The organism is Sorangium sp. So ce693, assembly GCF_051521375.1.
In the GTDB taxonomy this organism is placed as follows: Bacteria; Myxococcota_A; Polyangia; order Polyangiales; family Polyangiaceae; genus Sorangium; species Sorangium atrum.
In genome coordinates this window covers 10,174,998-10,188,633 of sequence record NZ_CP150347.1, presented here as the reverse complement: position 1 = coordinate 10,188,633, position 13,636 = coordinate 10,174,998, and the positions used below count along the sequence as shown (strand labels likewise).

Here is a 13,636-nt window from a genome sequence, read left to right as displayed (position 1 = left end):
GATGACCACCGCGGACCACGGGGAGCACATCCCGGCGATGCGGCCGCAGCAATGAGCGAGGACGCTCCCGGCGCGGCTTCGCCGGAGCGATCTTGCAAGGTCGAGGTGCAGGACGTCCGCCGCGACAAGCGCCTCCTCGGGTCCCTGGTCGTCGCATCGCTCGTCGGCACGTTCGCCGCTCCGTGGGGGCTGGCCGTGCTCGGGATGGAGAATGCCTCGCTCTTCGCAGCGCTGATCGGCCTTGGCAGCTACTTCGTCAGCGCTCTGTCGTTCGCCGGCGCGGACCGCGGACCGGGCGAGCGCCGCCTCCGCGACGGCAGCGTGAGGATCGAGGGTGAGCGGCTGCTGATCGCGGAGGGAGCGAAGGAGAGCCGTCTGCCGCTCGCGCGCCTCACCGGCGGCTGGACGGAGCGGACGCCGAACGGCCACGCCGCCGTGCTGTCGTTCTCGGATGGGCGCGTCGCCGCCGTCGAGCAAGCCTCGGAAGAGGAGGCGGTCGACCTCTTGTCGCGGGCCGGGGCGGGGGCGCAGGCGCGCGCGGTGCGGATGCGCACGTACCGCGAGGACTCCAGCGGTCGCAAGATAGCGGGCTGTCTCCTGGCCGTCTTCGTCCTGATCCTCGCCCCGTGTGTGCTGGCGCTGCTGATCCTGCTGTTCACGGCCATCGCGAAATGGTCAATCGCGCCCCTCGCTCCGATGACGGCAACGGGCGGGCTCGCGCCGCTCCTGGGCGTCGCGGCCTGGCTCTGGGCCAAGGTGACGCCGACCTGGGTGCATATCGGCACCGACGGAGTGATGGTCAAGAGCGCGTTCCGGCGGCGGTTCTTCCCTCACAGGACCATCGTCCAGGTCACTCTCACCCACGGGGGAGTTGGCGGCGTCTATCATTTCGTGAAAGTCGGCCTGCGGGACGGCAAGTCGATCACCGTCCCGGCGGCCAGCCGCGCCGAGGCCACGGCGCTGATCGAGCGTATTCAGGCCGCTCAGTCCGTCGCCGCGACGCAGGATAGGGCGCGGCTGCTGGAGGTCATCGCGCGCAATGGCCGGCCGCTGGCCGAGTGGAAGAAATCGCTGGAGTCGCTGGTGGCCAGGACCGGATACCGGACGGCGGGGAACGACCTCGAAGAGGTGCTGCGCATCGTCGAGGACGGTTCTGCGCCGCCGGAGCAGCGCGTCGCTGCGGCGCTCGCGGCGCGCCCGCACGGGGGCGAAGCGGTGGAGAGACGGATCCGCGTCGCCGCCGAGGCGAGCGCCGAGCCGAAGCTGAGGCTGGCGCTGGAGAAGGTGTCCGCCGGGGAGGACGAGGATGATTTGCTGGAGGAGATCGGCGCCGGCGAGGCCCGGAAGGCGGTGGGATGAACGGTGCTATAGGAGAGGAAGAATTGAACGCCAAAAGACGCTAAAAGACGCCAAAAGAAGAGAAAAAAGCTCGTGAAGGCGCCAGAAGAAGATTGGGACGCCAGCGCGCCAGGGAGCGAAGGACGAAAATAGTTCTCTCTTGTCTTCTGGCGCCTTTGCGCCTTGGCGTTCCAATCTCCCTCTCCATCCGACCGGCGCTTCAGGCCACCTCAGGTCCCGCGGGTCAGGCGCGGCGAGCGCTTTCCTAGGGCCAGGGCCCTCTCTATATCTTCATGGAACAGGCCGCCTGGGCAGGGCGAAAGTCCGCGCGATGCGCGGACGGCGGTTTCTGTGGGGCTATCCATCATAGGAGGGGGCGATGGCAGGATTGCTTCCGGAGTTCCGGAGGTTCATCGACTACGTGTCTCTTGTCTCCCGGAGGCGGGGGCTGCGCCGGGAGCTGCCGGGCGACAGCTTCGTCGCCGAGGTGGTGAGGACGGTCGACGGCGACACGCTCCGCGTGCGCGACGAGCGCGGCGTGACCCATCCTGTCCGGATGCTCTCGATCGATACGCCGGAGACGCACTTCCTCGGCGCCTCGCAAGGTCACTGGGCCGAGGTGGCCGCAGAGCGGCTCTCCGAGCTGCTCCCTGACGGCGCCGAGGTCGAGATCCAGACGGACGAACAGCCGTTCGACGCCTACGGCCGCGTGCTCGGATACGTCCTTTCGCGAGGTCGGCTCATCAATCGGCAGATGCTCGAGGAGGGCCTGGCGACGACCTACATCGTCGCCCCGAACCTCCGTCATGCCCGGGAGCTCTCCGAGGCCGCGCGGCGGAGCTTCGCCGAGCGCCGCGGCATGTTCAGCGACCCCAGCGTCCTGCTCCCGTACGAGTTCCGGTGGAGGATGCGAGGCCATTCGAGCGCGAAGCTCGTCGGCAGCCTGTCCCGAGGCGAGGTGTACGATCTGGCGGAGCGGGAGCGGGTCCCCGTCTGGGATCGGGTATTCTTCTTCAACGCGAAGGACGTCAAGGCGCCGTTCTTCCGCGTCACGCCGGAGCGGCGCGGACGGGACGGCTGAACCGACCGCCGTGGGGGGCGCGCGCCCGCCGCGGCGCCCCGGTCGCGCACGCGGAGTGGGCCATGATGCCACGCATCGTGGCAGTTTGCCTCGCGCCACCCCCGCTCCTCGGCTGGACGGAGCGCGCTCGTGAGGTCCGTGGGCAGGGCGACCCGCGATGGCGCGAGGCGTGCTCGTTTGCCGATCCGAGCGAGGAGGCACGATCTGCCGCGCAATTTGCCCCGCTCCGCGCCTGATCAGGAACGGAGCGCACGGCGGGCGCGCCCCTGGCACAGGAGTCGCCTGCGGGCGGAACTGCTCATGGCGCCTCGGCAGTGTGCCCGGCGAGCCGCCATTCGTGTGCACCGGGCGGGAGCTCCGCGCGCCGAGAGGCGGGGCGCTCGGCCGGCCATTTCTGACGACGTACCCCTCGTGAAGGAGCCTCTCTTATGCCTGTGAAGAGAATGGATGTCACGTGCATGGTCGCGTGCACTGCGGCCCTCTCCCTCGGCCTCGTGCACTGCGCCTCGACGCCGGGGGCGGGACCTCTGGAGCCCGTCAGCACGCGCGACGCGCCGCCGGGGACGCCCGAGGCGGTCGCGCCGACGGGCCCGAGGGCGCCCATGAACGCGAATCCGCCGCCCGGCCCCGCCACGCCGCGCACGAGCTACCTGCCGGTCGTCGACAAGGAGCCTTTCGCCGAGCTGGTCGCCCGGATGAAGGCCGACAAGCCCGCGGTGATGAAGCGCCACCAGACGCTGCTCGAAGCGCGGTACGACCTCGCCAACCGCCCTGCGCCGGGGGTCACCATGTCGCGCGGCAAGCCCGTCCAGGGCGGCGTCCGGGTGAAGCTCGAGAAGGGGACGACGTGGGAGTCGCTGGCGGCGCTCACGCCCGACGCCATCCGGGACCAGGGGCTCTGGCCGCAGGGCTTCCTGCCGCTGCCCCACCCGAACCAGCCGGAAGGCGGGATGGTCTTCCCGAAGCTCCAGATCGACGAGCTGAAGCGCCAGACCGGGCGCGATCTCACGCGCTTCGATCTCGACTTCGATCTTCCGGATCACCTCATCTCCGAGTTCCCGGCGCCGATCTACCTCACGACGCGGCCTGATCTCGGCGACGTCTCCAAGGGGCAGCTCGTCACCATCGACAACTTCTACGAGCTCTTCAACGGCATCCTGAACCCGAAGCAGCTCGAGGGGCTCCGCCTGCTCGTCACGCCGTTCCCGCAGATGCAGTTCAACGCGACCTCGGACCGGCGCTCGGAGAAGGCGAGCCTCGGCGTCGCCTGCTTCGATTGCCACGCGAACGGGCACACGAACAACGCGACCCACCTCGTGGGCGACATCAGGCCGCAGGAGTTCCGTCACCGCGTCGACACCCCCACGCTGCGCGGCGTGAACATCCAGCGCCTCTTCGGCTCGCAGCGCGCGCTCAAGACCGTCGAGGACTTCACCGAGTTCGAGCAGCGCGCGGCGTACTTCGACGGCGACATCGTCATCGCCGTGAAGAAGGGCATCAACATCCTGGACCGAGGCCACCAGGTGCACGCGATGTCCGAGTTCCAGGAGATCCTCGACTTCCCCCCGGCGCCGAAGCTCGCGTTGAACGGGCGCCTCGACCCCGCGAAGGCCACGCCGGAGGAGCTCCGCGGAGAGGCCGTCTTCAACGGCAAGGGCCAGTGCGCGACGTGCCATGTCGCGCCGTACTACACGGACAACCTGATGCACAACCTGCGGGCGGAGCGCTTCTTCAAGCCCGTGCTCATCAACGGACGGATGGCGACCGCGGACGGCCCCATCAAGACGTTCCCGCTGCGCGGCATCAAGGACAGCCCTCCTTACCTGCACGACGGGCGCCTGCTCACGCTGGAGGACACCGTGGAGTTCTTCAACCTCGTGCTCGGCACGAAGCTGACAGCGCAGGAGAAGGCCGACCTCACGGCGTTCCTCCGAGTACTTTAGAGCGGGGGTCACCCGCTTCGGATACGGGTCCACCTCGACGTTTTCGGTGCTCAGCGCACTGAAGTGCGCTTGCGCGCCGAAAACGCCGATCTGGGCCCGTCTCCTGTGCGGGTGACCGCCGCTCTGCTCGGCATGGTGCAGAGGGGGGCGGAAATCGCGCGGCGCAGCGCCCGCAGGGCGTTGGCGTCAGCGCTGGAAGACTATGTAAATGTAATCCCCGCCTGCTCCGGAGTTCAGATCCCCCTGAAGGAGCTGCCATCCGGGCGGGATGAGAGAGGCCACATTCTCCCGAGCGGCGATGACACCCACGTTCGTGATGGGGGCTCCGAGGTTGGGAGCCCTCGAATAAGATAGATAGACGTAATCTCCACCCGCGCCGGCGTTCAGATCCAGCGGGATCTTGTAATATCCCGCAGGCGGGGGATTTGTGCCGATGGACACATAAAGCGACGTGATGGCGTAGCGGATGTCTCCCCTCAGAGAGTACAGCCAGATATAGTCGCCCTTCGCTCCCCGGTTCAGGTCGACATCGAGCCTCTCCCAGGGAGCCGGCGGCTGCGGGTCCTGCCCCCTGACCGCGACCAGATCCACGATGTACAACCCTGCCATGGTCATCCCTCCCGACGAGGAACCCTGAAATCTGCCGACCGGTGGGAGCAGCATCTTCCGTCCCGTCACGATGAACTTATGGGGCAGGCTGTGCACGTCAAGGAGACTCAACTCCCTCGAACGGCACGTTATGCCGGGAGAGGAGCGACAGCGCCGTCGTTTGCGCCTGCGCTTCAGCGCTTGAGGAAGGCCAGCAGCTCGGCGTTGAACTCTCCCGCACGCGTCTGGGCCAGGCCGTGGTCAGCTCCCGGAAAGATCCTCAGCGTCGCGTTCGGCACGAGCTTGGCCGCCTTCAGCGCAGCAGCCTGGATCGGCACGATCTGGTCGTCGTCGCCGTGGACGATGAGCGTCGGCACGTCGATCTTCTTCAGGTCCTCGGTGTAGTCGACCTCGGAGAACTCGTGGATGCAGTCGAGCTGGCCCTTGATACCGCCCATCATGCCCTGCAGCCAGAAGGCCTCGCGCAGCCCCTCGGAGATCTGCGCCCCTTGGCGGTTGTAGCCGTAGAAGGGTATCGTCAGGTCCTTGAAGAACTGCGAGCGATTCTCGAACGTACCCTTGCGGATGCCGTCGAACGCGTCGATCGGCGTGCCCTCGGGGTTACCCGCGGTCTTCAGCATCAGCGGCGGGACGGCGCCGACCAGGACGACCTTGGCGACGCGACTCGTGCCGTGGCGGCCGACGTAGTGGGTGATCTCGCCTCCGCCCGTCGAGTGGCCGACGAGCACGAGGTCGCGAAGATCGAGCGCCTCGATCAGCTCTGCCAGGTCGTCGGCGTACTGGTCCATGTGGTTGCCGTCCCAGGTCTGGTCCGAGCGACCATGGCTGCGCCGGTCATGGGCGATGACGCGATAACCCTGCTGGCCGAAATAGGCCATCTGGACATCCCAAGCGTCCGCGCTGAGGGGCCAGCCGTGCGAGAACAGGATGGGCTGACCTTTGCCCCAGTCCTTGTAGAAGATCTTCGTGCCATCGCGGGTGGTGATCGTCGCCATCGTTCGTTCCTTGTCCGGTTGGATCGTGGTGGTGGGAATCGGGGGGAAGGCCGCGGCTTACCGCCGCTCGCGGAGACCTCTTCCCGCCGCCGCTCCGCAGGAGAGGCGTGACGCGATGCCGTCGAGCACGCAGTCGAGACCCCTGTCGAACGCGGCGTCGGCGGGCGGGTGGGTGGCGTCCTCGACCACCTTGGCGAGCGTCGGGAAGCGGCCGGTGGCGATCATCCGGCGGATGTACGCCTCCGACGCCCGCTGCCATTCGGTCTGATCCATGCCGCTCGCGAGCTCGGCGCGCAGCTCGTTGGCCTCGGCGCGGATGGCGCCCATCACATAGGCGTTGACGGTCCCGACCGCCATCATGACGGCGTCGATGTCCTCGAAGCCCGGAGCGCCGCTCAGCGCGGCGAGCGAGGCCTCGAGGTGCGCGAGGGCGTTCGGGCCCAGATGGGGGCGGCCGCCCAGCAGATCGATGAACCACCCGTGCTCCCTGGCGGCCCGACGGGTGCGGTGGGCGATCGTCCGGAGGGCCTCGCGCCAGTCGCCGGGGATAGGCCCCGCGGACGCCATCTCCCCGTACACCGCGTCCACCATGAGCTCGAGCAGCTCCTCCTTGGTGTCCAGGTAGCCGTAGAGGCGCATCGGGCCGGCGTCGAGCGAGGCCCCGATCCTGCGCAGGGACACCGCGGCGAGGCCTTCCGCGTCGGCGAGCGCGATAGCGGCGCGCACGATCCGGTCTCTGCTCAGCGGCCCGGGAGCGGGACGGAGCGCCGGCTCCGGGCGTTCCCAGATGAGGGAGGCGTCGGTCGCGTGCGGTTTCTTCTGCCGTGCGGTCATCGCTCGTCTCGTCTTGTCCGCATCGGCGCCCGGTTGACAACAAATCCGGATCGATACACTGTATCGTAGTAATACACTGTATCAAAGGACGGTTTTCATGCACGTAGAATCGACGTCGGTGCTCGTGGTCGGGGGCAGCCTGGTCGGCCTGTCGGCCGCTGTGTTCCTGGCCTGGCGAGGGGTGCGCACGGTGCTGGTCGAGCGGCACGCTGGCAGCTCGCCGCATCCACGCGCGATCGGCTACACGCCGAGGACGCTGGAGCTCTATCGCGCGGTCGGGCTTGGACCGCACATCCCGCAGGTGCCGCCCGGCTTCCGGCTGCGCCGGGCTCGGGTCGAGAGCCTCGCGGGGAAGTGGTTCGAGGAGGTCCCGTGGACGCCCGGGGAGCAGGCGGCGCCCGCGATCGAGCGTTCGCCGTGCGCTGGCGCCGCGATCTCCCAGGATCGCCTCGAGCCGAGGCTTCGAGACAGGGCGGTCGAGCTGGGCGCCGACGTGAGGCTCGAGACCGAGCTCACCCGCTTCGAGCAGGACCCGGGCGGCGTGACCGCCTGGCTGCGCGGGCGCGACGGGCGAGAGGTCGCGCTGCGCGCTTCCTACCTGGTGGCGGCGGACGGCCACCGCAGCGCGATCCGCGAGGCGCTCGGGATCGGCCGCGCCGGGCGAGGGCACATCAGGACGGCGCGCAGCGTCCTCTTCCGGGCTCCGCTCGAGGAGTACCTTCGGACGGGGGTCACGCAGTTCGCGATCGAGCAGCCGGGCTTCAGCGCGTTCCTCACCACGTACGGCGATGGCCGCTGGGTGCTGATCTTCTGGGATGACGAGGAGCGCGACGCGGCGACGTTGAGAGCGCTGATATGCAGGGCGATCGGCAGGACGGACCTGGAAGTCGAGATCGTCACCACCGGGCGCTGGGAGATCAGCGCCCTCGTCGCGGATCGATTCACGTCCGGCAGGGTGTTCCTCGCCGGGGATGCCGCGCACACGCTGCCGCCCAACCGGGGTGGTTATGGCGCGAACACGGGCATCGAGGACGCCCACAACCTCGCGTGGAAGCTCTCTGCGGTCCTCTCCGGCGCGTCGACGCCGGAGCTGCTCGACACGTATGACACCGAGCGGCGCCCGATCGCGTGGCTACGGCACGATCAGATCTTCGCCCGGGATGACTACAAGGCGCACGCGGGCGGGACGGCCGGAGGCGTGCCGATCATCGACGACGACGCCATGGAGCTCGGACAGCTGTACCGATCGACGGCGGTGCTCGGCGCCGGCGACGGGCTCCCGCCGGCGTTGCGGCCCGAGCAATGGGCGGGTCAGCCCGGCACGCGCGCGCCGCACGCGTGGGTGGTGAGGGGCGGCGAGCGGCTTTCGACGCTCGATCTGCTCCAGCGACGCTGGGTGCTGCTCACCGAGGACGCGCGGTGGTGCGCCGCCGCAACGCAGGTCGGCGAGCAGCTGGGCATCGAGCTCGAATGCGTCCGCATCGGCGCGGATGTGCTGCCATCCGATGAAGGAGCGTTCTGCAGGGCGTTTGGCCTCGGGGCCGGGGGAGCGTCGCTGGTCCGCCCGGACGGCTACGTCGCGTGGCGCTCGCTCGACCTGCCGGAGGATCCGCGCGGCGCGCTCGCCGATGCCCTCGGGCGGGTGTCGTCCGCCGCGCGCCGCACCGGCAAGCTCGCCGCCCTCAAGTAGGTGTTCGTCGCCAGCGGGGTCGACCGACGAGGATGGTCACGATCGATTGGCCCGGAGCACCAGGCACCTAGAGCGACAAACGGGTTGAAGCCGCCCGAAATGCGCAGAATTTCGAACCACCAAGACGCCATGAGACGCCAAGATATTATTTTTTTGGGGGCGTCTTGGCGTCTTATGGTGTCTTGGCGGTTCATTTCTCACTAGAACAACGCGATCGTTGTTCTAGACGGTGAACCCGTCACTTGACGTAGAAGGCTCGCACCGGCGCGGCCACGCCCTTCAGCCGGAGCTCGCCAGCGGCTTCCAGCGGTACGGCGCCGTCCAGCAGCTTCGCCGTGCTCTCGCCAATGAGGATACGGCCAGGCTCACTCGCCGTCTCGAGCCGCGCGGCGATGTTCACAGCAGGCCCGATGACTGTGTAGTCCGAGCGCGCCAGCGATCCGAAATTGCCCACGACGGCGTCACCCGTGTTGATGCCAGCGCGGGCGACGAGGCGAACACCATCGCCCAGGCTCGGCAGCGTGCTTTGAAGGTCGCGCGCGAGCGCGACGCAGCGGCGCGCCTGCTCGGCCGGGTCGAGGGGATCGGGGGCTCCGAACACGATCATGACGGCATCCCCGACGAACTTGTCGACCGTGGCGCCGTGCGCGTGCGCCACGTCAGCCGCCGTCGACAGGTACTGGTTGAGCAGCCGCCCGACGGCCTCGGCGCCGAGCCGCTCCGACAGCGATGTGAACCCCACGAGGTCGGTGAACATCACGGTCACCACCCGCCGTTCGGGCTCGGCGTCCATCCGCAGCTCTCCGTGCGCGGCGCGCTCGACGAGCGACGGCGGCAGGTAGCGTCGGAGGACGGACTCCGTGAGGTAGCGATGGAGCTTGGCGGTCTGGTTCACTGCGTAGTTCGACGCGAAGAAAACCAGGAAGATCCCGGCGGACATGTCGGCCATCACGGCCGCCGCGGCCGCGGGCTCAGCATAGAAGAGGTGTGGAAAAGGCGGGCTGAACGATGGTGGCGACGGGATCACGCCGGTGAGCTCGAGGGTGCCCACGCCACAGTACAGACAGGAGCCGAGGACCGCAGTGAAGAGGCCGAACCGAAAGCCGAGGAAGATCCGGTACAGCGCGACGAACATGACGATGTACAGGGCCGCCGGCGACACCAGCGTTCCGGTGGCATGCATGACGAGCTGGTTCGACGCGAGCTCGGCGGTCAGCGTGGCATACGTCAGCGCGCGAGCGATGAACGAGGCGTCCCGCCCCGAGTCCCGCGTGACCGCCAACAAGGCCCCGTTCGCGACGATGAAGACCGCCAGCATGGCGAACCAGGCGGCCACGATGAAGCGCGCGTGCGCCGGGTGAGGCGCGCGCTCCGCAAATGTCGATAACGCCAGCCCCGACGGCACCAGGATGGGTGCAGCGACGAGGAGCCTCACGCCAGCGGCGGTCCGGATCCGCTGGCGCGCAGCGCGCTGCGCGCCCGTGTCCGTCAGGAATTCGCGAAAGAACACGCGCACAGACGCGCCGAGGTGGCCGGCCCCGCCGTGCTCCTGCATCTCACCGACCGAGGCGCGCACCGGACGAGCGTACACATCGCGCGCCGGCGCACGCAAGCGTGGTCGTCAATCGGCCGCTGCTGCGCCGTGCTCCGCGCGCGGGGAGGAAATGCTCATGATGTCGGGCAATCGCGCCGCCGTGCTCCGAGCGGGGCGGCGGTCGCTCGATCGGGCCGGCGCCCGGCTCACCTCAGGTAGTCGGAGATCGCGTCGTACCAGACGCCCGCCATCCGGGCGTAGCCGGCCTTGTTGGGATGGACCCCGTCGCCGAGCTCGGACGTGGGGAAATCCTTGAACTGATCGACGAAGATGACGTGCGCGCCCTTGTTGGCGCGCTCCTGGACCACCCCGGGGACCTTGGCGTTGTACGTGCTGACCGCGTTTGCGCCGCTCGGGAAAGGAATGATGTTGCTCACGACGATCAGCGCGTCGGGCGCGCCGGCGATCAGCTCGTCGATGAGGGCGCCCAGGCGGGTGTCGGCGCCGTTCGGGCTTTGATACATGTCATTGGTGCCGGCGTGGAGCAGCACGATGTGCGGCACGTCGCGGAGCGCCGGGGTCGGCACTCGGTTGGCGATCTGCTGGATGGTCTCTCCGCTGATGCCCTCGTGATTGCGGGGGAACGGCTTGCCATCGACCATCGCGGGGCCGTTCATCTGCTGCGTGCCCGTGAACGTGACATCGTGGCCGTCTTGCGTGGCAAGGTGGAAGAGCTCGACCCGGTACCCGCCGTCGAAGCCGAGACCGAAGGTGATTGAGTCCCCGAGGGGCAGGATCTTGCAAGGGCCCGTCGCAGGGCAGGGCTGGAACCCTGTTTCGGGCGAGCCCCCGCTGCCGCTCGAGGTCTCCGCAGCGCTGCTGCTGCTCGCGCCCCCGGCCCCTCCGGCGCTGCTCGAGCTGCTGGATGAATCCCCACCGCCCGAGCCGCTGGTCGCCGCCGTCGTCGTGCTGCCAGCTCCGCTCGTGGTCGAGGAGACGCCCGAGCCCTCACCCGCGCTCGTCGTCGTCTGGGTGCCGCCGGAGGAAGAAGAAGCATCTCCTCCGGAGCCAGTCGAGTCATCCGACGATCCATCAGAAGCGCTGGAGCAGGCCATAGAGCCGACCAAGAGAAGGCCCACGAGCGGAATCCCGCGAGCAACCGTGCCGAATGCGCCACGGCGGACGAGCAGCGTAGAGGTCGAGGTAGACATGTGAGCAGAGCTCCCGGTCAGCGACCGAAGAAAATTGTGTTGTAATCAGAAGGAGCGAGGGTTCGGCGCAGTGCCACACCACCCGCGCAGCCTCTGCGAGGAAGTGAAGGGAAGGGTACGGAGCGCTCGCAGAGACGTCGTTCAAATTCCCGGCGAACGTTTTCAGGATCCCGACGCGCGGGACCCGATCCGCCCAGCGCCAGCGAGTAGCGGTGTGTGTACGCTCACATGCCCAGCGCACGAGGGGCTTGACCCCCGTCTTGCTCGACGCCGACGATGCTCCTGGGCGACCCCACGCATGACCGCGGAGTTTTCAGCGAAGTACGGCGCGGCTCTCACCGGATCGGACTGGGTGGGGCTGCCCCTCCGGATCGGGCACGTGCCCGAGAGCGGCCGGCTCGAGGGACTCTCGGCACAGAGCGATGCGATCCTGGTCTGGACGGGAGGCCCCTCGCGGGTCGACATTCGCTTCGCGGAGCCGACCTCGGGCGAGGTCCGGGAGCACTCCTTCGAGCGGCTCTCGGGAATGATGGACCTCTTGCCGCGGCGGACCAGGCTGTACAGCGTCGAGTGGCGGGGGCGCCCCTCCGTGTGCACGTCGGTGAACTTCCCCGAAGCATCCATGTTGGCGCTCTGTGCGTCTCCGTCCGGCGTGCTGGTTCCGGAGCGGGAGCCGCGGTTCGGTCTGGTGGACGCCCATGTCGTCGACCTGGTTCATCGCCTGCAGGCGCAGGCCGAGGGCCAGGAGTACTTCGGGGCCGTCTACGTGCAGTCGCTCTGCCTGGCGCTGGCCTCCTACCTATCCGCGCGGTACGGCGCGGGATCAGGGACGGAGATCTCGCTGCGCAACGCGAGCCTCTCGAGGAGCCAGCGCACCCAGATCGAAAAATTCGTGGATAGCGAGCTCTCCTCGAACTTCGGGCTCGTCGACCTGGCGGGGCTGGTGGGCTACTCGCCGGACCATTTCTCGCGCTTGTTCAAGAACGCCTTTCACCAGACTCCGCACCAGTACGTCATTTCACGCCGCATCGAGAAGGCGATGACCATGCTCCAGGACGAGCGGCTGTCCATCGCGGAGATCGCCCTGGAGTGCGGCTTCTCCAATCAGGGGCACCTCACGACGGCGTTCAAGCGCCGCACGGGAACGACGCCCGGCGCGTATCGTAAGAAGTGAGCGCCCGGCCGGGCTCCTCGGGCGCACGCGATCCGCTCGCGGCGAGCAGCGCGTGGCGCCCCGGCGCACGCCGGCGGGGCTGCGCCGTCCGCGACCGCATGAGCGGCCGCGCGCGAGCTCCACGATCACTCGACCGGCGAGGCCGACGGGCGCTGGGCTTCGTCCTGAGATCCATCGAGCGTCGGGCCCGGATCGACCGGCGCCGCCGCGCCTCGCAGGGCGAGCTGCCGCTGCAGCACGTGCTTGGTCCGCAGGACGCCCGACACCGAGCGGATGAAGCTCCGGTGATCCGCGCCGAAGTCGATCCGGGGCACCGAGAACGGCGCGTCCGCGGAGCTACGGAATCCGTCGACGGTCGCATAGTCGCCAGGCCAGTTGGTCACGGCTCCCAGGAAGCCGAGCCGGCGAAGCGTCGCGCACTCGCGAGGACCGAAGTCCGTCCCCACGTGCCCGTTCGGATAACAGAAGACGGGGACCGGGCGCCTGGCCTCGGCGCGCAGGCGCGTCCAGGACACGTGGATCTCGTGCTTCGATTGCGCGTCGCTCGTCCTGGAGAGCACCGGATGGGTGACGGTGTGCGGACCGAACGTGATGCCGCGCGCCTCGCACGCGCGGACGTCATCCCACGACATGGGCGCGTAACGCGCGGGAGGGCGCGCCGGGAGATCGACCTCGGCCGCGGCGGCGAGCCGCTCGATGGCGCGGAGCTTCTCGGTCTCGGGTACGCGCTTGCACCGCTCCATGAAGCGCCGCGCGAGCAGCGCCCGCGGGACGCCGTCGTCCAGGCGGATGACGTGGCGGAGGCCGTCCATCGTCACGCTGAGCTCGCGGCGCCGCGTCGTCTCGAACACGTGCTCCACGCGGTGCCACCAGCACCACAGATCGCCGTCCAGATAGCCGCTCACCACGAAGATGGTGGCCGGGCAATCGAACTCCGCGAAGATCGGCGCGGCGACCGTCGCCTGGTCGATCGTGCCGTCATCCATCGTGAAGGCGACGCCCCGGTCGATGGGCGGCTCCTCGCCCGCGAGGCTCCGGAACACCCGCTCGAGCGACACGATCGGATACCGCTCGCGCCTCAGGAACTGCAGCGCGCGCCGGAGGGCCCGCGGATCGAGGCCCTCGATCCCGCGATCCGGGTCCGCGAGCCGATGCATCACGATGATGGTCGAATGTCCGTGCATCATCGGTGTGAATGGTCTCGTCGCCCACGGCGCGGCGAGGAGA

11 protein-coding genes are annotated in these 13,636 nt (G+C 68.7%); 5 read left to right on the top strand and 6 right to left on the bottom strand.

Annotated features, from left to right (window positions below):
* The first annotated feature begins 51 nt into the window (after positions 1 to 51).
* The 3 genes from WMF14_RS38065 (at position 52) to WMF14_RS38055 (ending at position 4,362) form a co-directional block, all read left to right on the top strand.
* A complete protein-coding gene (locus WMF14_RS38065; protein ID WP_437794431.1) occupies positions 52 to 1,359 on the top strand; it encodes a hypothetical protein in 1,308 nt (435 codons plus the stop codon).
* 358 nt (positions 1,360 to 1,717) lie between these two features.
* Positions 1,718 to 2,419: a thermonuclease family protein gene (locus WMF14_RS38060; RefSeq protein WP_437794429.1), complete on the top strand. Its 702-nt coding sequence runs from the start codon at positions 1,718 to 1,720 to the stop codon at positions 2,417 to 2,419.
* A 602-nt stretch (positions 2,420 to 3,021) separates the two neighbouring features.
* Positions 3,022 to 4,362 (top strand): cytochrome B6, encoded by a 1,341-nt coding sequence (locus WMF14_RS38055; RefSeq protein WP_373372342.1) that lies wholly within the window; start codon positions 3,022 to 3,024, stop codon positions 4,360 to 4,362.
* Positions 4,363 to 4,548: 186 nt separating this feature from the next.
* Here the strand turns inward: WMF14_RS38055 and WMF14_RS38050 are convergent, their stop codons facing one another.
* From WMF14_RS38050 to WMF14_RS38040, 3 genes are all read right to left on the bottom strand, one after another.
* The gene (locus WMF14_RS38050) at positions 4,549 to 5,040 is read right to left on the bottom strand and encodes a hypothetical protein (protein ID WP_437794426.1); all 492 of its coding nucleotides are present in this window, start codon (positions 5,038 to 5,040) and stop codon (positions 4,549 to 4,551) included.
* Between the two features lie 104 nt (positions 5,041 to 5,144).
* The gene (locus tag WMF14_RS38045; RefSeq protein ID WP_437794424.1) at positions 5,145 to 5,966 is read right to left on the bottom strand and encodes an alpha/beta fold hydrolase; all 822 of its coding nucleotides are present in this window, start codon (positions 5,964 to 5,966) and stop codon (positions 5,145 to 5,147) included.
* Positions 5,967 to 6,023: 57 nt separating this feature from the next.
* Positions 6,024 to 6,692: a TetR/AcrR family transcriptional regulator gene (locus WMF14_RS38040; RefSeq protein ID WP_437794421.1), complete on the bottom strand. Its 669-nt coding sequence runs from the start codon at positions 6,690 to 6,692 to the stop codon at positions 6,024 to 6,026.
* 205 nt (positions 6,693 to 6,897) lie between these two features.
* Here WMF14_RS38040 and WMF14_RS38035 point away from each other — a divergent pair, with 205 nt between their 5' ends.
* Complete coding sequence (locus tag WMF14_RS38035) at positions 6,898 to 8,490, top strand: FAD-dependent monooxygenase (protein ID WP_437794418.1); 1,593 nt, start codon at positions 6,898 to 6,900, stop codon at positions 8,488 to 8,490.
* A gap of 238 nt (positions 8,491 to 8,728) precedes the next feature.
* On the opposite strand, the gene WMF14_RS38030 is transcribed toward WMF14_RS38035, so the two are convergent.
* Both WMF14_RS38030 and WMF14_RS38025 read right to left on the bottom strand, forming a co-directional pair.
* A complete protein-coding gene (locus WMF14_RS38030) occupies positions 8,729 to 10,066 on the bottom strand; it encodes an adenylate/guanylate cyclase domain-containing protein (RefSeq protein ID WP_437794416.1) in 1,338 nt (445 codons plus the stop codon).
* Positions 10,067 to 10,230: 164 nt separating this feature from the next.
* On the bottom strand, positions 10,231 to 11,139 hold the full coding sequence (locus WMF14_RS38025) for an SGNH/GDSL hydrolase family protein (RefSeq protein ID WP_437794413.1): 909 nt from the start codon (positions 11,137 to 11,139) through the stop codon (positions 10,231 to 10,233).
* Between the two features lie 394 nt (positions 11,140 to 11,533).
* Here WMF14_RS38025 and WMF14_RS38020 point away from each other — a divergent pair, with 394 nt between their 5' ends.
* Positions 11,534 to 12,409, top strand: a complete 876-nt coding sequence (locus WMF14_RS38020) for a helix-turn-helix domain-containing protein (protein ID WP_437794410.1) — start codon at positions 11,534 to 11,536, stop codon at positions 12,407 to 12,409.
* Between the two features lie 125 nt (positions 12,410 to 12,534).
* On the opposite strand, the gene WMF14_RS38015 is transcribed toward WMF14_RS38020, so the two are convergent.
* Positions 12,535 to 13,596: a polysaccharide deacetylase family protein gene (locus tag WMF14_RS38015; RefSeq protein WP_437794407.1), complete on the bottom strand. Its 1,062-nt coding sequence runs from the start codon at positions 13,594 to 13,596 to the stop codon at positions 12,535 to 12,537.
* Positions 13,597 to 13,636 lie beyond the last annotated feature (40 nt).

What these genes read in the sequence shown, in the direction of transcription:
- WMF14_RS38060 (WP_437794429.1), top strand. Translation starts at nt 1,718, where the DNA reads ATGGCAGGATTGCTTCCGGAGTTCCGGAGGTTCATCGACTACGTGTCT.
- WMF14_RS38065 (WP_437794431.1), top strand. Translation starts at nt 52, where the DNA reads ATGAGCGAGGACGCTCCCGGCGCGGCTTCGCCGGAGCGATCTTGCAAG.
- WMF14_RS38055 (WP_373372342.1), top strand. Translation starts at nt 3,022, where the DNA reads ATGAACGCGAATCCGCCGCCCGGCCCCGCCACGCCGCGCACGAGCTAC.
- WMF14_RS38020 (WP_437794410.1), top strand. Translation starts at nt 11,534, where the DNA reads ATGACCGCGGAGTTTTCAGCGAAGTACGGCGCGGCTCTCACCGGATCG.
- WMF14_RS38025 (WP_437794413.1), bottom strand. Translation starts at nt 11,139, where the DNA reads ATGGCCTGCTCCAGCGCTTCTGATGGATCGTCGGATGACTCGACTGGC.
- WMF14_RS38015 (WP_437794407.1), bottom strand. Translation starts at nt 13,596, where the DNA reads ATGATGCACGGACATTCGACCATCATCGTGATGCATCGGCTCGCGGAC.
- WMF14_RS38035 (WP_437794418.1), top strand. Translation starts at nt 6,898, where the DNA reads ATGCACGTAGAATCGACGTCGGTGCTCGTGGTCGGGGGCAGCCTGGTC.
- WMF14_RS38045 (WP_437794424.1), bottom strand. Translation starts at nt 5,966, where the DNA reads ATGGCGACGATCACCACCCGCGATGGCACGAAGATCTTCTACAAGGAC.